The 18,241-nt window shown below is 60.4% G+C and carries 17 protein-coding genes; 11 read left to right on the top strand and 6 right to left on the bottom strand.

What is annotated here, in order from left to right; all coding sequences use genetic code 11:
* Window positions 1–93 precede the first annotated feature (93 nt).
* From tsf to fabZ, 10 genes are all read left to right on the top strand, one after another.
* Window positions 94–1,020 carry a translation elongation factor Ts gene (tsf, locus tag CFB17_RS10090; RefSeq protein ID WP_088561419.1) on the top strand — a complete coding sequence of 309 codons (927 nt, stop codon included), beginning with the start codon at window positions 94–96 and terminating at the stop codon, window positions 1,018–1,020.
* A 115-nt stretch (window positions 1,021–1,135) separates the two neighbouring features.
* Window positions 1,136–1,885 (top strand): UMP kinase, encoded by a 750-nt coding sequence (gene pyrH / locus CFB17_RS10085; RefSeq protein WP_088561418.1) that lies wholly within the window; start codon window positions 1,136–1,138, stop codon window positions 1,883–1,885.
* Window positions 1,882–2,445 (top strand): ribosome recycling factor, encoded by a 564-nt coding sequence (gene frr, locus CFB17_RS10080; protein ID WP_088561417.1) that lies wholly within the window; start codon window positions 1,882–1,884, stop codon window positions 2,443–2,445. The genes pyrH and frr overlap by 4 nt, the downstream gene beginning before the upstream one ends.
* An 84-nt stretch (window positions 2,446–2,529) precedes the next feature.
* Window positions 2,530–3,204: a polyprenyl diphosphate synthase gene (gene uppS, locus CFB17_RS10075; RefSeq protein WP_088561561.1), complete on the top strand. Its 675-nt coding sequence runs from the start codon at window positions 2,530–2,532 to the stop codon at window positions 3,202–3,204.
* Entirely contained in the window at window positions 3,185–4,015 is an 831-nt protein-coding gene (locus CFB17_RS10070; RefSeq protein ID WP_088561416.1) for a phosphatidate cytidylyltransferase, read from the top strand. The genes uppS and CFB17_RS10070 overlap by 20 nt, the downstream gene beginning before the upstream one ends.
* The gene (gene dxr / locus CFB17_RS10065; protein WP_088561415.1) at window positions 4,015–5,217 is read left to right on the top strand and encodes a 1-deoxy-D-xylulose-5-phosphate reductoisomerase; all 1,203 of its coding nucleotides are present in this window, start codon (window positions 4,015–4,017) and stop codon (window positions 5,215–5,217) included. Before CFB17_RS10070 ends, dxr begins: the two co-directional genes overlap by 1 nt.
* Before the next feature lie 160 nt (window positions 5,218–5,377).
* Window positions 5,378–6,490 (top strand): RIP metalloprotease RseP, encoded by a 1,113-nt coding sequence (gene rseP, locus CFB17_RS10060; RefSeq protein WP_088561414.1) that lies wholly within the window; start codon window positions 5,378–5,380, stop codon window positions 6,488–6,490.
* A 167-nt stretch (window positions 6,491–6,657) separates the two neighbouring features.
* Window positions 6,658–8,931 carry an outer membrane protein assembly factor BamA gene (gene bamA, locus CFB17_RS10055; RefSeq protein WP_088561413.1) on the top strand — a complete coding sequence of 758 codons (2,274 nt, stop codon included), beginning with the start codon at window positions 6,658–6,660 and terminating at the stop codon, window positions 8,929–8,931.
* Window positions 8,932–9,138: 207 nt separating this feature from the next.
* Complete coding sequence (locus CFB17_RS10050; RefSeq protein ID WP_133063887.1) at window positions 9,139–9,615, top strand: OmpH family outer membrane protein; 477 nt, start codon at window positions 9,139–9,141, stop codon at window positions 9,613–9,615.
* Window positions 9,616–9,655: 40 nt separating this feature from the next.
* Complete coding sequence (fabZ, locus tag CFB17_RS10045; protein ID WP_088561411.1) at window positions 9,656–10,135, top strand: 3-hydroxyacyl-ACP dehydratase FabZ; 480 nt, start codon at window positions 9,656–9,658, stop codon at window positions 10,133–10,135.
* A gap of 18 nt (window positions 10,136–10,153) precedes the next feature.
* Here fabZ and CFB17_RS10040 read toward each other — a convergent pair whose 3' ends face one another.
* The 3 genes from CFB17_RS10040 to rpmE form a co-directional block, all read right to left on the bottom strand.
* Window positions 10,154–11,641, bottom strand: a complete 1,488-nt coding sequence (locus tag CFB17_RS10040) for an FAD-linked oxidase C-terminal domain-containing protein (protein WP_088561560.1) — start codon at window positions 11,639–11,641, stop codon at window positions 10,154–10,156.
* Between the two features lie 125 nt (window positions 11,642–11,766).
* Entirely contained in the window at window positions 11,767–11,892 is a 126-nt protein-coding gene (gene ykgO / locus CFB17_RS10035; RefSeq protein ID WP_088561410.1) for a type B 50S ribosomal protein L36, read from the bottom strand.
* A gap of 64 nt (window positions 11,893–11,956) precedes the next feature.
* Entirely contained in the window at window positions 11,957–12,184 is a 228-nt protein-coding gene (rpmE, locus tag CFB17_RS10030) for a 50S ribosomal protein L31 (protein ID WP_088561409.1), read from the bottom strand.
* A 365-nt stretch (window positions 12,185–12,549) separates the two neighbouring features.
* Between rpmE and CFB17_RS10025 the strand changes: the two genes are divergently transcribed.
* Window positions 12,550–14,352: an ABC transporter transmembrane domain-containing protein gene (locus tag CFB17_RS10025; protein WP_088561559.1), complete on the top strand. Its 1,803-nt coding sequence runs from the start codon at window positions 12,550–12,552 to the stop codon at window positions 14,350–14,352.
* Between the two features lie 520 nt (window positions 14,353–14,872).
* Here the strand turns inward: CFB17_RS10025 and CFB17_RS10020 are convergent.
* The 3 genes from CFB17_RS10020 to CFB17_RS10010 form a co-directional block, all read right to left on the bottom strand.
* Window positions 14,873–16,315 (bottom strand): peptidoglycan -binding protein, encoded by a 1,443-nt coding sequence (locus CFB17_RS10020; RefSeq protein ID WP_088561408.1) that lies wholly within the window; start codon window positions 16,313–16,315, stop codon window positions 14,873–14,875.
* A 7-nt stretch (window positions 16,316–16,322) separates the two neighbouring features.
* The gene (locus CFB17_RS10015; RefSeq protein ID WP_088561407.1) at window positions 16,323–17,450 is read right to left on the bottom strand and encodes a flagellar motor protein MotA; all 1,128 of its coding nucleotides are present in this window, start codon (window positions 17,448–17,450) and stop codon (window positions 16,323–16,325) included.
* 255 nt (window positions 17,451–17,705) lie between these two features.
* Window positions 17,706–18,185 carry a protein phosphatase CheZ gene (locus tag CFB17_RS10010; RefSeq protein ID WP_088561406.1) on the bottom strand — a complete coding sequence of 160 codons (480 nt, stop codon included), beginning with the start codon at window positions 18,183–18,185 and terminating at the stop codon, window positions 17,706–17,708.
* Window positions 18,186–18,241: the final 56 nt, after the last annotated feature.

Here is an 18,241-nt window from a genome sequence, read left to right as displayed (position 1 = left end):
CGGTCCAAGCTGTCGTCTTGCTACGATGGCGGATAACCGGCCGCCCGCGCCTCGCGGGCGTAATGACTATGATTTTCAAAAGGCAGAGAGCAGATGGCTCAGGTGACTCCCGCCCTCGTCAAGCAGCTTCGCGAGCAGTCCGGCGCCGGGATGATGGATTGCAAGAAGGCGCTTGAGGAGAATGGCGGCGACATCGAGGCCGCTACCGACTGGTTGCGCAAGAAAGGCTTGGCTGCTGCCGCCAAGAAGGCCGGCCGCGTCGCGGCGGAGGGCCTGATCGGGCTTGCCTTGGAAGGGCCCAAGGGCGTCCTCGTCGAGGTGAATTCCGAGACCGACTTCGTGGCACGCAACGAGACGTTTCAGTCGCTGGTCCGTGAGGTGACGGCGCTGGCCTTGAGCGCCGAGGGCGATGTCGAGAAGCTCAAGACGCTGACGATACCGTCCTCCGGTCTTCCGGTCGAGCAGGCGGCGCAGCAAGCGATCGGCGTCATCGGCGAGAACATTACCGTCCGCCGCACTTCGTATCTAGCCGTTCAGGAAGGCGTCGTTGCCGGCTATATGCATAGCCAGGCGGCGCCGGGATTGGGCAAGATCGGCGTTCTGGTAGCGCTGCAGTCAAAGGGTGACCCTGCGAGGCTCGCCGAAGTCGGCAAGCAGATTGCGATGCACGTGGCGGCCGCCAATCCGCAGGCCCTCGACATCGCCAGCATCGACCCCACTCTTGTCGATCGCGAGCGCGCGATCTTCGCTGATCAGGCCAAGGCGTCGGGAAAGCCCGACAACATCGTTGAAAAGATGGTCGAAGGCCGGATCCGCAAATTTTACGAAGAAGCCGTTCTTCTCGAGCAGGTCTTTGTCGTCGACACCGACAAGCGAGTGAAGCAGGTGGTCGAGGCAGCCGCTAAGGAATTGGGCACGCCGGTGGCCCTTGTCGGCTTCATCCGCTTGGCACTGGGCGAGGGTTTGGCAAAGGAAGAGCAGGATCTGGCCAGCGAAGTCGCAAAGCTGACCCAGGGTTGAGGCGATCGCGCGGCCCTGTCCTTAACGGGACCGCGCGCCAGGGGTGGCTTGGTGTGCGCCGACAGACTATCCGTTTAACACCGTCGACGAGGGGCGGTGCCCAGGAGGAGTTCCCATGACGTCGTACGCAGCCGCCGCCGAAACGCGCTACAAGCGCGTTCTGCTTAAGATGTCGGGCGAGGCCCTGCTGGGCGACAGTCAATTCGGACATGATCGCAAGGTGCTCTCGCAGTTGGCCGAGGAATGCGCGGCAGTCCACAGGATGGGCGTGCAACTCACGGTCGTGATTGGCGGCGGCAATATCATTCGCGGTGGCACGCTGGCGTCGGCGGGTGTGGAGCGCACGACCGCCGACTACATGGGCATGTTGGGTACGGTCATCAACGCCCTGGCGATCCAAAGCGTCATCGAGCAGCAGACAGGCATTCCCACGCGCGTCATGTCGGCCATCCCCATGGCCGCTGTTTGCGAGCCTTATATCCGTCGTCGCGCCATCCGCCACCTTGAGAAAGGCCGGATCGTGATTTTCGCCGCCGGTACGGGCAATCCGTTCTTCACCACCGATACGGGCGCCGCTCTGCGGGCCGCCGAGATGGGATGTGACGCGCTCCTCAAGGGCACGCAGGTCGACGGCGTTTATTCGGCCGACCCCAAAAAAGATCCCAACGCCAAGCGATATGACCGCTTGGGCTATCTTCAGGTGCTGAGCGAGGATCTGAAGGTCATGGATGCGTCGGCGATTTCGCTCGCGCGCGATAGCAAGATCCCGATCATCGTCTTCTCGGTCCATGCACCAGGCGCTTTCGCCCGCGTCCTCAAGGGTGAGGGCCCGCATACGATCATCGCCGAGGAGAGCCAACAATGAGTGACGGCGACGTCAAGATCGACGATTACAGCAAGCGGATGGAAGGTGCGGTTGAGGTGCTGCGCAAGGAATTGCAGGGTCTTCGTACCGGACGAGCTTCGGCCAGCTTGCTCGACCCGATAACGGTCGAGGTCTATGGCGCCGACATGCCGCTCAACCAAGTCGCGACGATCAATGTGCCCGAGCCGCGCATGCTCTCCGTCCAGGTATGGGACCGAAATAATGCGAAGGCGGTGGAGAAGGCTATACGCAGCGCTGGCCTTGGGCTCAATCCGGCGGCGGAAGGAACCCTTATCAGGGTTCCGTTGCCGGAGCTGACGCAGGAGCGGCGGACCGAACTCGTCAAGGTAGCGCATAAATATGCCGAGCAGGCGCGCGTGGCCGTTCGTAATGTACGCCGCGATGCCATGGATGCGCTCAAGAAGATGGAGAAAGATGGGGATCTGAGCCAGGATGAGCACAAGCTCTGGGCGGATGAGATCCAAGGACTCACGGATAAGACGATTGGTGGTATTAACGAGCTTGCTGCCGGCAAGGAAAAAGACATTCTGACGGTTTGATCGGCTAGCGTGGCGCACAATAAGCTCATCGGGACCGTCGACGCCCAGGGAACGGGTCGGCTGCCAACCCATCTCGCGATCATCATGGATGGGAATCGCAGATGGGCGAAGGCGCGGCATCTTCCTGCCGCTGCTGGTCATCGCGCGGGAGCCAAGGCGGTACAACGCACGGTCGAGGCCTGCGCTGACCGCGGCATTCGCTATCTCACGCTCTACGCGTTCTCAAGTGAGAACTGGGGTCGACCGCGTGACGAAGTGGGCGAGCTCATGAACCTCATGCGCCACTATCTGCGAAACGAGCTCGAGCGACTGCACGAGAACGGCGTTCGTGTGCGCATGATCGGCGAACGCGAACGCTTTGACCCCGATATTCTCGACATGATCGCTCGAGCGGAAGAGCGGACACGCGGCAATCTCCGCCTGGATCTGGTCGTGGCGTTGAATTACGGAGCGCGTGCCGAGTTGGCCCGAGCCGCGCGACAACTGGCGCAAAGGGCAGCAGCGGGACTGATTGATGTAGCGGCGATCAATGAGGACGCATTGGCATCGGCGCTGCATACGAGCGGCCTGCCAGATCCTGATCTTCTCATCCGGACGGGCGGCGAGCGCCGCATAAGCAATTTTCTTCTTTGGCAGATGGCCTACACTGAATTTCTCTTCCTTGATGTCGGCTGGCCCGATTTCGGCGAGAAAGACCTGGAACTGGCGTTGGCCGATTATGCAAGGCGCGAAAGGCGTTATGGCGTCGACGCGCGTTGATCGTTTTGATCCAGTCCTCAAGAAACGTGTTGCGACTGCCGCTGTCCTAGCCGCAATCGCGCTGGCGGACGTCTTTCTCGGCGGCTGGTTCTTTGCCATCTTCGTCGTCGTTGCAGTGCTCTTGATGGCGGAAGAGTGGGCGGTTCTGGCCCGTCCGCAGACACCAAGAGCTCAAAGCATTAGTCGGCTCATTACGGCTGCTGCACCTATTGCCGCCATCGTTTTCATGATGGAGGGAGCAACTGCCTTCGCCTTCGGCGCCCTCGGCGCAGGCATGGTTGCCGCGGCGGGTCTGGCTGCGGCTATTCCCGGACTTTCCGTTCACCGCTGCGCGTTCGGTGTCGTCTATATCGGCCTTTCAGCCGTCTGCCTCGTCTGGCTGCGCAATGTCGACATTGATGGCAGAGATGCCGTGCTCTGGCTGCTCGTCGTTATCTGGGCCACGGATGTGGGTGCTTATTTTGCCGGTCGCGCGATTGGCGGCCCAAAGTTGGCGCCAAGGATCAGTCCGTCCAAGACCTGGGCCGGTCTCGGCGGCGGCATGGTCTTTGCGGCGATTGTCGGTGGCAGCGTGTCGGCGGCGACCGGGCATCCTTTTCTACCCGGCGCCATCATGGCCGCCATCCTGGCGGTGCTGGCCCAAGCCGGCGACCTATTCGAATCAACGCTGAAACGTCGAGCCGGTGTCAAGGATAGCGGACGATTGCTGCCGGGGCATGGCGGTGTCCTGGACCGGGTTGACGGGCTGTTGTTTGCCACGCCGTGTTTTGCTCTGGGCTTCATGCTCTATCTTAACGGATGGATTGTCTGATGCCCGGGCCCGCAACAGAGGCGCGTTTCCCCGATCGTCCGAGGCGAGTTTCCATCCTGGGGGCAACGGGATCGATTGGTCGGAGCACCGCCGCTCTCCTTCGCGAGCGACCGGACCTTTATGATGTTCAGGCGATTGTCGGTGGCGATCGAGCAGCCGAGTTGGCGGCGCTGGCGCTAGCGTTGGGTGCTAAACGGGCGGTTATTGCGAACCCGGACCGACTGGCCGAGTTGTCGGGTCTGCTTGCCGGCTCCGACATCGAGGTCGAAGCTGGTAGGGAGGCGGTTGTCGCCGCGGCAGCCCTGCCGGCCGATTGGATCATGTCGGCAATTACCGGTGCGGCAGGCCTGGAACCCACAATGGCCGCGTTGCGCCAAGGGAGTTTCGTGGCGCTGGCCAATAAAGAGAGCATCGTCTGCGCGGGAGATTTGATGATCAAGGCTGCGCATGCTCATGGCAGCCTTATCCTGCCCGTTGACTCGGAGCATAATGCAATCTTCCAATGTCTTGGCAGTCGTGGCGAGAGCGATGGGGCCGCCGACATGGGCGTCGAGAAGCTCATCCTTACAGCTTCAGGTGGCCCCTTTCGGCAGCTCTCATTGGCTGAAATGGCGCACGTGCGTCCAAGCGATGCTCTAGCGCATCCCGTCTGGTCGATGGGCGCAAAGATCAGCATCGATAGTGCGACCATGATGAACAAGGGATTCGAGATCATCGAGGCGCACCATCTTTTTGGTCTGCCCCCGGCGAGGATCGAGGTTCTGGTTCATCCGCAATCGGTCATTCACAGCATGGTGGGATTCGTCGACGGGTCGCATCTGGCGCAGCTCGGATCTCCGGACATGCGAATTCCGATCGCGTCCACGCTTGGATGGCCAGAACGCTTGACGACGGGCGCGCCCAGGCTGGACCTGGCCGAGATCGGCGATCTCACATTCGAGCCGCCCGATCCGATACGTTTTCCAGCATTGCGCCTGGCTCGATCGGCCCTGGAAGCAGGTGGTACCGCTCCCGCACTGCTCAATGCTGCCAACGAGGTCGCCGTCGAGGCCTTTTTACAAGGCGCCATCGGGTTTCTCGACATTGCCCGGATCTGCGAGCGCGTGCTTGATGACATCGAAAGCACGCGCCTGATGGACCTCGCGGCCGTTGCCCTTGCCGACCAGCAAGGTCGCGCCCTGGCAAAGCAGCTCATCGGTTGACCCGTCATTTGTGATTAGCTCACGGGCATGCTGGCGCGAAACAGGGCTTCGCGTTAAAGAGATGGTGGGCTGCACGTCGCGTGATGCGGCAGAATCGCGCTCGCCTGTAATTTTGGCCTAAACACCGGCACTGTGCCGTCACGATCGCGAGGATCATGCTTTGTCGTTGATCGCTCAATATCTCGTTCCGTTCCTAATCATCCTCTCTGTTGTCGTGTTCGTTCACGAATACGGCCATTACTGGGTGGCGCGCCGGAACGGCGTTCGCATCGAGAGCTTCTCGATCGGCTTCGGGCCCGAGATATTCGGTCGTACCGACAAGGCCGGCACACGGTGGAAATTCAGCCTGATCCCCCTGGGTGGCTACGTAAAGATGCTCGGCGATGCCGATGCATCCAGCACCAGTATCGACCGCGCGAAGGCCGCACAGGAAGGCAGCTTTCCGTCAAAGAGCGTGGCACAGCGCATGGCGGTCGTGTTCGCCGGACCGGCGTTCAATTTTCTTTTCGCCATCGTCGTCCTCTCTTTCCTCTTTGTTTTCAGTGGCCGCCCATTCACGCCAGCGGTCGTGGGCGAAGTGCAGCAGGACGGGCCAGCCGCTGCGGCCGGGCTTTTGCCCAACGATCGGATTACCGCCGTCGATGGCAAGGCCGTCGACAGCTTCGAGCGTCTGCAGGACATTGTGCGGGATGCTGCGGGCGTCCCGTTGGTCCTTACTCTGGAACGAGGCGGGCAGGCGGTGCAGGCGACGGTGGTCCCTAAATTGCAGGAGTTAACCGATCGGTTCGGCAATGTGCACCGCATCGGTCTGATCGGCGTCAGCCGCGCGGGCGTCGAATTCGTCCGCAGCAACCCCCTCGCCGCACCGTTTCAGGCGGTAGGGGAGATCGGCCGCATGGTAGGCGGGACGCTGCAGGCGATCGGCCAAATGATCGTGGGCTCGCGAGGCACCGATGAATTGGGCGGACCATTGCGCATTGCACAGATGTCCGGGCAGATCGCTCAGGACGGGTTGGTCCCGGCCATATGGTTCACGGCCGTGCTTTCGATCAATCTTGGTCTGATCAACCTCTTTCCTGTGCCCATGCTCGATGGCGGCCATCTCGTTATGTATGCCATCGAGGCCGTACGCGGCCGACCTCTCGGTGAGCGTAGCCAGGAGATCGCCTTCCGAATTGGTTTGGCGATGGTCTTGACCCTCATGGTTTTTGCTACATGGAACGACCTCATCCACCTGCGGGTGGTGGAATTCGTCAAGGGACTCGTCTCCTGACCTCTGGACGACAGGCGTTCGATCTGCTTGGTCTATTTGCAACGCATGATTAAAGATCGCTCGCTGGATCAACGACCTGCTGGCATTCCCTCGATAATTTGTTAAGGACGTGATCCTATCGACACGCCATCCAGTGGCGGATCTCAATAGCAGCCGAAGGTTTTATAATGCGGGCGTTGATCTCACGGCTGATGATGGCCACGCTGATACCGTTCGTCCTGACGGTCTCCGCCATGGCGCAGACGAGCGGTGGGACGATCGCCAACATCGCCGTGCAGGGCAATCAGCGCGTGGAGCAGTCGACCGTTGAGAGCTATCTCGCGGTTCATCGCGGCGATAATTTCGATCCGACAGCGCTCGACCAGTCCTTGAAGAATCTCTACGCCACCGGGCTGTTCAAGGATGTCTCGATCAGTCAGGACGGCTCGACCTTGACGGTACACGTGGTCGAGAATCCGATCATCAATCGCATCGCCTTCGAGGGCAATAAGCGTATCGAAGACAAGACGCTGGAGAGCGAGATCCAGCTTCGGCCGCGCGTAGTCTTCAGCGAGGCGCGCGTCCGGGATGCCGTCCAGCGTATCTTGGATCTGTATCGCCGCCAGGGCCGCTATGCGGCGAGGGTCGAGCCCAAGACCATCGATCTTGACCAAAATCGCGTGGATCTCGTCTTCGAGATCGACGAGGGCGAAATGACCCGGGTGGCGGCGATTTCTTTCGTTGGTAACAAGGACTTCTCGGCAAACACGCTGCGTGGGGTCATTTCGACGAAGGAGAGCGCTTGGTATCGGTTCTTCTCGTCGAACGACAATTACGATCCCGATCGGCTGAATTTCGACCAGGAAATGCTGCGGCGTTTCTATCTGGCACGAGGCTATGCGGACTTCACAGTAGTCTCGGCGATCGCGGAGCTGGGACAGGACGGCAAGGATTTCTACATCACCTTCACGGTGCAGGAGGGTCAGCGCTACAAGTTTGGCGCCATTGACCTTACGAGTTCGGTGCCGGATGTGCCCGTCGACGAGTTGAAGTCACTGATCACAACCAAAGAAGGCAAGACCTACAACGCCGACGAGGTGGAAGCGACGGTGCAGTCGATCACCGACCGGCTTGGCCAGCTCGGTTACGCCTTCGTGCAGGTCGACCCGCAGACCACTCAGGATCGTGACAATCTGACGATTGGCATCAACTACGGTGTGAAGGAAGGTCCCCGAGTTTACGTCGAGAAGATCAACATTACCGGCAATGTTCGCACGCTCGACGAGGTCATCCGGCGTGAGTTCAGGCTGGCCGAAGGCGATCCCTTCAACTCGGCCCTCCTGCGTCGCTCACAGCAGCGCGTTCGTAATCTCGATTTCTTCGATTCCGTAAATGTCACGACGGCACCCGGCAGCGCCCCTGACCGGATCATCATCAATGTCGCGGTTACCGAGAAGTCCACAGGCGAGCTCTCCTTTGGTGCCGGGTTTTCGACAAGCGATGGCCCGTTGGGCGACATCCGTCTCTCGGAGCGCAATCTTCTGGGAACCGGACGGGAGCTATCGGCCAATTTCACGGTATCAGGACGTCGCCAGCTCATCCAGCTGAGCTATACGGAGCCCTATTTCCTTAACAAGGAAATCGCCGCCGGCTTCGACGTCTACCGCTCGCAGACGAATTATCAAAGCGAGGCCAATTTCGATGAGAATCGGACGGGCATCACGCTGCGTGCCACCTATCCGCTGACAGAATATCTCAAGCACACTGTGCGCTACACGTTGCGGCTCGACGAGATCAAGAACGTCGATGACGACGCGTCGCGCTACATCAAGCGGGAAGAGGGTCAAAGACTGACGTCCGGGCCTGGCCAAAGCTTTGCCTATGATCGGCGTGACACCGTTTTCCTTCCCTCTTCAGGTTATTATTTCCGAGTGGACGAAGACGTTGCCGGGGTCGGCGGCGACAATCGTTGGTTGCGCCATGAGGGCCGGGCTGACTGGTATTATTCAATCGTGCCAGACGTGGTTCTCAATCTTGGCGCCAGTGCCGGCTATATTTTCGGCCTGGGATCGGACGTCCACCTGACTGACCGCTTCTTCATAGGCGGCCAGACCTTCCGCGGTTTTGACTATGCGGGCATGGGTCCGAGGGACAAGGACACCGACGACGCGCTAGGCGGCAACGCCTATTGGGTTGGCACCACGGAAGTGCGCTTTCCTTTGGGTCTGCCCGACGAGCTGCGAATCTTCGGCCGTGCCTTCTCTGATTTCGGTACGCTAACGAAAACCGACCTGCATGGTGGTGGTATCGAGGACAGCGGCAATATCCGCGTATCGACCGGCGTGGGTCTGTCATGGGTTTCGCCATTGGGTCCGCTCGCAATCGACATTGCCCAGCCTGTCGTCAAGGATAGTGGCGATAAGACTGAGATCTTCCGCTTGTCGTTCGGCACGCGCTTCTAGAGGGCGGTGGCGGCGAAACACGTGAGCGAGGCTCTCCAAAGCGGCACATGTTGGCGATTCGGTGAAGGCCGCTGGGCGCGCGGACATGCTGCGGCGGCATTCGCTCTTGCGACCTCTTTGTTCGTTATCCCGAATGTGGGGAATGCGGAGGACGCGGCGACGTCGCCTGCAAGTCCCGACGCCAAGGCGGACCAAAATGCTCTGCCGATGCCAACGACGGTGGCGGCTGTCGTCGACTTTCAACGGTTGATGAGCGACGCCAAGGCCGCCAAGGACATCAATGATCAGGTCGAGGCGCGGCGAAAAAGCTATCTCGACGAATTGTCAGCCGAAGAACAGCATCTCTACGATACCGATAAGGAGATCGCCCGGCAGCGGAGTGTACTCGCGCCGGAGGTTTATACGCAAAAGCGGCGGGATTTTGAGCAGCGTGTCCAGCAAGCGCAACGTTTGTCGCAGGAGCGGCGGCAGCAATTGGAGGCCGTGCGTGCCCGCGCACTTGGTACGGTCCGTCAGGCGGTGATCGAGGTCGTTGACGAGCTGGCCAAGCAGCGAGGCTTCAACTTGGTCCTGCCGTCCTCGACGGTCTTGCTCTTCGCGCCAGACCTTGACCTGACCCAGGATGTTCTGGCCATTCTCGACAAGAAACTGCCCCATGTTGAGGTTCCCGATACGGCGAACTGACCGCTAATCGGAACTCGGCCCAAGCGACGATGAGAAGATAATGACGGATAAGACGCCGTTGCCGCATGGCACTAGGCTGCCCGATGTCGGTTATGCAGAGATATTGGCGATATTGCCGCATCGCTATCCGATGTTGTTGCTCGACCGCCTAGTCGATGCGCGTGCCTTCGAAAGTGCTGCCGGTATCAAGAACGTTACCTTCAACGAGCCGTTTTTCATGGGGCATTTCCCCGGCGATCCGATCATGCCGGGGGTGATGATCATTGAAGCCATGGCGCAGGCTGCCGCAGTCTTGGCGATCCGCAGCTTGGGCGAGTGGGCCAATGGCAGCGGGGTCTATTTCATGGGCGTGGATGGGGCGAAATTCCGTCGTCCTGTCCGTCCCGGAGATCAACTCAGACTAGAAGTAACACTGGATCGCCACAGGTTGGGTGTCTGGAAATATGCAGGACGGGCCACGGTAGAAGGCAGCGTGGCCGCGGAAGCAGTCCTCACCGCGAAGCTGATGCCTCCCAGCTAGTGGGCCTATGCCTCGCAGTCAGAAGCGCGGCAGATCCGGAAAGGGCAGGGCGCCCCGCTGGACGTGGAGCCTCCCAAGTTCCGCGCAACGGTGCAACTTTGGAAAGACCTTTCCGGGATTTAGAATTTGGACAGGGTCGAAGGCGCATTTCAGTCGCTGCTGTTGGGCCAGCTCATTTTCGTTGAACATGGAGGGCATCAGGTCACGTTTTTCCACCCCTACTCCGTGCTCCCCGGTAAGGACGCCGCCGACCTCGACGCAGAGCTTGAGGATGTCCGCGCCGAAGTCTTCGGCCTTGCGTAACTCGTCGGGAACGTTGGCGTCGAACAAGATGAGGGGGTGCAGATTGCCATCCCCAGCATGGAAGACATTGGCGACCCTTAGGCCGTAATGCGCGCTCATTTCCTCCATTCGTTTAAGGACGTGGGCCAGTTGGCTGCGTGGGATGGTGCCATCCATGCAGAGATAGTCTGGCGAGATGCGGCCGACAGCCGGAAAGGCGGCTTTGCGACCCGCCCAGAAGCGGGTTCGCTCTTCTTCGCTCTCCGACACCTTGATGAACGATGCATGATGCTGGCGTGCAATGGCGGCGACGATGTCGATCAGGTGATCGACCTCTTGCGCCGTGCCATCAAGCTCACAAATGAGCAGCGCCTCGACATCCCTCGGGTAGCCAGCTTTGCAAAAGTCTTCGGCGGCATGAATTGCCGGTCTGTCCATCATCTCGAGGCCACCCGGGATGATGCCAGCCGCGATGATCGAGGCCACCGTATCGCCGCCGGTCTCGTTACTGGGAAATCCCATCAGGACGGCGCGAGCCGTGTCGGGCTTCTTCAAGATTCGAACCGTCACCTCGGTGACGACGCCCAAGAGGCCTTCCGATCCGGTCATCACACCGAGCAGGTCGTAGCCGTCCGCGTCCAGATGCCGGCCTCCTAGACGAATGACGGATCCATCTGGAAGTACCATCTCGACGCCAAGCAGATTATTGGTCGTCAGGCCGTATTTCAGGCAATGTACGCCACCCGAATTCTCCGCGACATTACCTCCGATCGAGCAGGCAATCTGCGAGGAAGGATCGGGAGCGTAATAGAAACCTTCATGCTCGACTGCCCGCGTGATGGCGAGATTGGTAACGCCCGGTTGGACGACCACACAGCGATTCTGGAAATCGACATCGAGGATTTTGTTGAACTTGCCCATGCCAAGGACGATGCCGTCGCCGAGAGGCAAAGAGCCGCCCGAAAGCGATGTGCCGCCGCCGCGGGGCACGACCTTGATCTTCTCGTCGTTGCAGAGCTTAAGAATGGCTGAGACCTGCTGGACACTGGCGGGAAGCACAACCGCCATCGGTAGTGTCCGGTAGGCCGACAGGGCGTCGCATTCATAGGCCCGCATTTCGGTCACGTTGGCGATGACGCCCTCGCCGGGGACGATCGCACGCAGGGCAGCCACGATGCGATCACGCTTTGCCAGCGAGTCCCGGTCAAGCGCAGGCATCTCCATGATCATAAGCTCCCTGATTGGGCCGATCAGTTTTCGATACGGCCGTACAAAGACGAAAGACCCGCCGATCATATCGATCGGCGGGCTCTTGTACCACCAGCGCTGCTCTCGAGAAGGCCTTCAGATCAGCCCTGACGAGCCTTGAAGCGCGGTGCCGTCTTGTTGATGACATAGACGCGCCCTTTGCGGCGCACCAGCCGGCAATCCTTGTGTCGGGCCTTGGCGGTCTTGAGCGAATTCCGGATTTTCATCTCGTCTACCCCTATGTACGTCACCGCCCTGCTGGCAAGCAGACCAGGGAGGCGTCGCCCATGATTATTTCTTGCGGCGGAAGTTCTGAAAGCGGCGATTGAACTTCTCGACCTGCCCGCGTTCAACAAGCTGCAGCGAGGTCGATCCTGTCCACATCGGATGCGACTTGCTGTCTACGTCGAGCAGCAGGCTATCGCCGGCATTGCCGTAGGTGGAGCGAGTCGTGAAGGTGCTGCCGTCGGTCATCACCACGTTGATCTCGTGGTAGTCCGGGTGGATTTCCTTCTTCACTTGGCCGATCCTCGAGACGAAACTTGATGGAGACGAATGTAGGAGAAGTTCAACAACAGCAGAAAAGGCCCTTCCAGGCGGTTTCCTGCCCGGGCCGAACGCTTTGCCTAGCATGTGCGGACGCTTGTCTAACCGAACCCCTCGGCAAAGGCAAGCGATGGCGCCTTCGGGAAATCCGCTGGTAGCGCGACCGAACGTCGTTGACCGCAGCGACGGGATCTCCGGCAGCAGATCGGACATGTACGCAGATCATTCGCGGCCGCGGCTTATTCGTCGGTGTGACAGGCTTGGGGTTGCTGCCTGACCCGCCTCAGGCCTATGGCATAGAACAAGTTTATTTCGATTCAGCCGGTAAGAGAATGGCGATGGCATCAGGTCGACGGACGGCCCAGGTCGTAGGCGATGGCCGTGAGAAAAGCCGCAACCTCAAGCCGCTCAAGCGGCTGGCAAGATATCTCCTACCCTATCGCTGGCGACTCGTTCTAGCGCTTCTGGCGCTCGTTCTGGCTGCCGGATCCGTTCTGTCGCTGGGCGTGGGCATGCGCTATCTGATCGACCATGGATTGGTCGGTGGGCGCTTGATCGCCATGCGGCATGCTGTCGAGGCGGTCCTCATCGTGATCGTCGTTCTGGCGCTTTCCACGTTTACCCGTTCGTACCTTGTGACTTGGCTAGGCGAACGTGTCGTTGCCGATCTGCGGACATCACTCGAACGGCGTCTCATCCGTCTTGAGCCGGGATTTTTCGAGACGAGGAGGATGGGCGAGATTATTTCCCGCCTGACGACCGATACGAGCGTGATCCAGGCGGTGATCGCTTCCAGTGTCACCCAGGCGTTGCGTAATCTCCTTATGCTCGTGGGCGGTCTGGTTCTGCTGGCCGTAACCAATCCGAAATTAACCGGCCTCATCCTTCTTGTTGTACCGCTTGTCGTCGTACCGATCGTCGTCATCGGCAGAAATGTACGTAGGCTGTCGCGTCAGACCCAGGACCGGGTCGCAACAGTCAGTGCGCTGGCAGAGGAGACGCTCGGCGCCGTTAAGACCGTTCAGGCATTCGGGCAGGAGGAGCATGAAAGCCGGCGGTTCGCCGAGGCTTGCGAGACGGCCTTCGCCGCGGCATCGCGTTATGCCTGGGCCCGAGCCTTTCTGGCAGCGATCGTCATAACGCTGGTCATCGGTGCCATCGTCGTGGTGCTCTGGATTGGTGGTCAGGACGTCGTCTCGGGGCGTCTTACCGCAGGCGAGCTTGCATCCTTCGTTTTCTTCGCCAGCGTCGTGGCCGGTGCCATGGGGGGATTGAGCGACACCTTTGGTGATCTTCAACGCGCCGCCGGTGCCGCGGAGCGGATATTCGAGTTGATGGACATCAAGCCCAAGATCGCGGCGCCACCAATCGTCGCCACGTTGCCGCCTCGCACGCAAGGCGAGATCGAGTTTAATCGTGTGTCCTTCGCCTATCCTTCCGCGCCGGAGCGTCTCGTCCTCGATCATTTCGATCTGCGGGTCAGGCCGGGCGAGACGGTCGCTATCGTCGGTCCCTCAGGCGCTGGCAAGTCGACGATCTTCGATCTGCTCATGCGCTTCTATGATCCCCAGGAAGGCCGCGTTTTTCTTGATGGGCAGGATCTGAGGAGCTTGGCGCCCGAAATGTTTCGCCGGCGCCTGGCATTGGTCTCGCAAGACCCGGTTTTGTTCGGCACCGACGTTTTGACGAATATCCGCTACGGCTTGGCAGAGGCGGATGAAGCAGCCGTCGTGACCGCCACGCGCAACGCCGCGGCGCAAGGCTTCGTCGAACGGTTGCCCCAAGGTTATAAGACTTTTTTGGGGGAACGAGGGGTGCGGCTGAGCGGCGGCCAGCGCCAGCGGATAGCCATCGCTCGCGCCATTCTGCGTGAGCCGTCCGTTCTGCTTTTGGACGAGGCCACCAGTGCCCTGGATGCTGAGAGCGAACGCGCGGTCCAAGAGGCGCTCGAGCGCCTGCGCCATGGCCGAACGTGCCTTGTGATCGCTCATCGGTTAGCCACCGTGCGCAAGGCCGACCGCATCGTCGTGCTCGACCAGGGCCGTGTCATTGATGAGGGAAGGCATGAAGAGCTCGTCGCGCGTGGCGGCCTCTATGCCCGTCTCGCTGCCCTGCAATTCGACCTGGAGGCCGCCGCCTGAGGCATGGGTGTTCCCTGGGGAATGGTTCGTTCGGGCACTGTCATGGTTTGAGCGCGGAACTTGGCGATTGCGGCATGCTCCGCGTTGACCGAATGCTTCTTGGGCAGAGATCAACTGCGGAGACGACGTCTCCGGCAGCCGAGAGATTTTCCAAGATCGTAAGCGTCCCTGTCCCCGGATATTCGAAATGGCCCGTTCAAGCTCGATCCGGCCAGCCCGACTTGCAGGTAATCGGGCTCCAGGTGCCGACGCTTGAGCGCGATGGCCGCGTTAGCGGGTCGTCTGGGATTGGTGAGGGCGGTTGAAGCGCGGCTGCTCCTGAGCGACTTCTAAGACGGCACGCTAGCATCTGCCGAACGCAGGCTATGGGCAGTCGTAGCCTATCAGGCTGGCACCCGATCTGGTCCGTGTACGCGCATCAGGACTCGCCTTCGGGTGCTTTCCAAGAGCTCGCCTTTGGCCGCGGTCAGTAGCTGTCCGCACTCGCAGCCTACACTAGGCTTTTGCCGATCGACTAAGGCTATCGTGTGGTCAGCTTGATCTCGATCCGCCGATTGCGGCGATAGGCCTCTTCCGAGGTGCCGGGGTCCAAGGGCTGAAATTGGGCAAAGCCGCGTGCTGCCACGCGATCGGGTGGAATTCCCTGATCAATGAGGAAGCGCGCCACGGCGATGGCCCGTGCCGATGAGAGTTCCCAGTTAGAAGGGAACCGCGCGTTGCTGATGGGGCGGATATCCGTATGGCCATCGACCTGCAGGACCCAGGGGAGATCGTTGGGGATCTGGGTAATGATGTCCTTAAGTGCCGTTGCGAGCTTGGCAAGCTGGTCGCGCCCGTCCTGGCCTATATCAGCGTCGCCAGAGGTGAAGAGCACGTCGGAGGGGAAGACGAAACGATCACCGACAATCTGAACGTCGGACCGGTCGCCCAGGACCTCCCTGAGCTTGCCGAAGAAGTCGGACCGTGAGCGGTCGAGTTCCTCGACCTTGTTGACGAGTGCCAGATTGAGCCGCTTGCCCAACTCCTCGATTTTTGCATCCTTCTGGCTGTCGGCAGTCTTTTGCGCATCTAGGGCGTTGGCCAAGCGCCGCAGCTGATCGCCGAGATCGGTAAGCTGTAGGCGTAGTGCCTGGACTTCGGCCACGGCATCCGCCTGCCCCTGCAACGCTTGATCGCGGCTGCTGGTAAGGGATTGCGTCGATTGCAGGAGATCAGTCAGACGGATCTCACGAGCTTGCAACTCACGTTGGGCCAGCATCGTTTTTTGCTCTGCATCCGCCAGCTTGGCCTCCAGAGCGGCGCTGTTGTCCCTGGTCGTCCCAAGCTCGGCTAGCAGGTGGGTCCGTTCGGCGTCACTGGCTGTGGAGCGGCTGGTGAGATCGGCCACATCCTTCTCGAGATCACTGCGGACTTGGCGGAGCGCTGCGATATCGGCCTGAAGCTGGACGAGCTGTGCCAACTGGACCTTCAACTTGTCCTGATCAGCACTCACGGTCTTGCGGGCCTCGTCTAGCTGGTGCTGCAAGGCGGCCATATCGCTTTGTGATTGACTGCGCCCGGCTTCCAGTTCGTCCAGCCGACGTTGCATGACCAGATGGTCGTCGCCGGTATGGGCGAGCCTACTGTTGAGATCGGCTCGGGCCGCTTCGCTCTGGTCGAGGCGCGCGGCCAGAGCGTCCTTATCGGTAAGTGCCGCCTGCAGGTCCGCGGATGTTTGAGCCAAGCTACGTCGGAGGTCGTCGGCCTCGCTGGCCGACAGCCCCAGCTTCGAGGTCAGGTCGCGGATCTGTTGGCCGAGGCGTGAGACTTCCTGGTCGCGGCCGACCAGTTGCTGGCTCAGGAAGAATTGGCCGAGGACGAAGACGACAAGCAGAAAGATAAAGGCCAGTAGCAAGGTGGAGAGCGCGTCGACGAAGCCAGGCCATATATCGACCGCGCGCGCCTCGCTCCGACGTCGGGCCATGACCGGCTCAGACCCCGCCCGGCGGGATCGGCTCGCCGGCGGCGATTGCTACCGTTCGGGTCAGGATCTTGATCTCATTCTTGATCTCCTCCCGCTCGCGCACCGTTTCCGCCAGCAGGCGGCCGATTTGCTGGTCGGTGTTGCGGAGATGATCCCGGCTTTCTGCATCCAGCATGCTGTCATTGCGTCGCGCCAATTGGTCGGCGAGCGCGTGGAAACCCTCCGACAGGCGGCCCATCAGGTCCTGCTCGCGGCGAAGATTGTCGCCCAGCATGCCCAGGCGTTCGCTCAACCCGTGCAAAATCTGATTCAGTTCGCCACGTCCTTCCTCGCCACGGGCGATCATAGCGTTCAGCCGATCGAGGTTCTCGGCGGTCTGCTCCAGCATCGCTTGCACATAGACCGGAATCGGCTGGCCGCCGACCTCGCTACCGTCGCCGCCGAAGCGCGCCATGCCTGAGAGCCACTCCTCAAGGTCGTTCGCAAAACCGTTTTGCGCCTGCGTCGCCTGGAGATCGAGAAAACCCAGGATCAGCGAACCGGAGAGACCGAAAAGAGAGGCGCTGAAGGCAGTGCCCATGCCGGCCAGAGGTCGCATCAGACCCGTCTTCATGTCGTTGAACAGGGTCACCACGTCTGTCGACGTGATCGACAGATTGCTGATGACGCCACTGACTGCCCCGATGGCCTCTAGGAGCCCCCAGAAGGTCCCGAGAAGACCGAGAAAGATCAAGAGCCCGGTCTGGTAGCGGGCAATGTCGCGGCTCTCATCGAGGCGGGTGCCGATGCTGTCCAGAAGATGGCGAACCGATAGGGGAGAGAGCTTCGAACGACCGCGTCGGTCACGTTCACCCAGGACCGCGGCCATTGAGGCCAACAGAGGGGGAGCCGTTTGCAGTGAGAGGCCGGGACGTCCGGTCCTGAACGTTTCGATCCATCTGTTGGCGGGGAAGAGCTGGAAGATTCGACGAAGATTATAGGCAATCCCGAGCACCAGGACGGCCAGGATGAGACTGTTGAGATAAGGATTGTGAAGAAACGCCTGCCAGATGATTCGCGATAAGAGCGTCACGACCCCAATGGCGATCGCAATGAACAGGAACGCGCGGATAATGTAACGCCGCGGGCTGGACATGAGCTAAGGGGCCACTCACCTGACTGTTTCGTTAACAAGTCTACCGGCTTACAGCCGACCCGCTATGCCCGCCACCCAAAAACATGTGGCTAAAATCGCGCACGGCCATTCTGCCTGGGAGCATCTAGGCGCTCGGGCCGACCTCGTCGGCTGCTCAGATCCAGCAATCTTCAGACTCGATGCCGAGGCGAGCGGAGGGCGTGAGCCTCCACCTGAACGCTCGAGCAGGTGCGATAAGACTAGTGGTAGTTCCTGCTAGTTGAACAACTCGTCGATCGAGTTCTGTGCGAGCGCGCCCGTCACCGCCGGTCCGTTCAACAGGGCCGCTTCCCCTGAGACCTGCTCATGCGGTATCTGTTCGAGCCGCTCCTCGCCCAAAGTCGCGATCATGCTGTGCAGACGGCCGTCAATGTCACGCAAAAGCGTCATGACCTTATTGATCCGTTGTCCGGTAATGTCCTGAAAATTGCAGGCTTCGAACAGCCGCGTCGTCAGCTCGCTGGTGGCTGCGCCGGGAACCGTCTCTTCCAGCTTTTCGGCGACGTCGAGAATTTCACCGGTCGCGACCTCGGTGGCGGCCACGATCGCGCCTAATTCATCGACGGCGGCGTTGACGCGATCATCTGACATCATGGGATGGCGGATCATCGAGATCTCACGCATGGTGTCGTCGATCTTGCCGGTCATATAGGCAAGCTCGTGCCGTAAGTTTTCGATCTCGAGCCCGTCGCTCATCGTTTATGCCCCACCCAATGGCTTTCGATCGGATCCGAATGCCGTCAATGGCGACA

The organism is Arboricoccus pini (assembly GCF_900187945.1).
GTDB lineage: Bacteria > Pseudomonadota > Alphaproteobacteria > Geminicoccales > Geminicoccaceae > Arboricoccus > Arboricoccus pini.
The sequence above is the reverse complement of the archived record's forward strand: the minus strand, read 5'-3'. Positions and strand labels throughout refer to the sequence as shown.

Excerpts from the sequence above, each read along its gene's own strand:
- tsf (WP_088561419.1), top strand. The coding sequence starts at position 94 with ATGGCTCAGGTGACTCCCGCCCTCGTCAAGCAGCTTCGCGAGCAGTCC.
- pyrH (WP_088561418.1), top strand. The coding sequence starts at position 1,136 with ATGACGTCGTACGCAGCCGCCGCCGAAACGCGCTACAAGCGCGTTCTG.
- frr (WP_088561417.1), top strand. The coding sequence starts at position 1,882 with ATGAGTGACGGCGACGTCAAGATCGACGATTACAGCAAGCGGATGGAA.
- uppS (WP_088561561.1), top strand. The coding sequence starts at position 2,530 with ATGGATGGGAATCGCAGATGGGCGAAGGCGCGGCATCTTCCTGCCGCT.
- CFB17_RS10070 (WP_088561416.1), top strand. The coding sequence starts at position 3,185 with ATGGCGTCGACGCGCGTTGATCGTTTTGATCCAGTCCTCAAGAAACGT.
- dxr (WP_088561415.1), top strand. The coding sequence starts at position 4,015 with ATGCCCGGGCCCGCAACAGAGGCGCGTTTCCCCGATCGTCCGAGGCGA.
- bamA (WP_088561413.1), top strand. The coding sequence starts at position 6,658 with ATGCGGGCGTTGATCTCACGGCTGATGATGGCCACGCTGATACCGTTC.
- CFB17_RS10050 (WP_133063887.1), top strand. The coding sequence starts at position 9,139 with ATGCCAACGACGGTGGCGGCTGTCGTCGACTTTCAACGGTTGATGAGC.
- fabZ (WP_088561411.1), top strand. The coding sequence starts at position 9,656 with ATGACGGATAAGACGCCGTTGCCGCATGGCACTAGGCTGCCCGATGTC.
- CFB17_RS10040 (WP_088561560.1), bottom strand. The coding sequence starts at position 11,641 with ATGGAGATGCCTGCGCTTGACCGGGACTCGCTGGCAAAGCGTGATCGC.
- ykgO (WP_088561410.1), bottom strand. The coding sequence starts at position 11,892 with ATGAAAATCCGGAATTCGCTCAAGACCGCCAAGGCCCGACACAAGGAT.
- CFB17_RS10025 (WP_088561559.1), top strand. The coding sequence starts at position 12,550 with ATGGCATCAGGTCGACGGACGGCCCAGGTCGTAGGCGATGGCCGTGAG.
- CFB17_RS10020 (WP_088561408.1), bottom strand. The coding sequence starts at position 16,315 with ATGGCCCGACGTCGGAGCGAGGCGCGCGCGGTCGATATATGGCCTGGC.
- CFB17_RS10015 (WP_088561407.1), bottom strand. The coding sequence starts at position 17,450 with ATGTCCAGCCCGCGGCGTTACATTATCCGCGCGTTCCTGTTCATTGCG.
- CFB17_RS10010 (WP_088561406.1), bottom strand. The coding sequence starts at position 18,185 with ATGAGCGACGGGCTCGAGATCGAAAACTTACGGCACGAGCTTGCCTAT.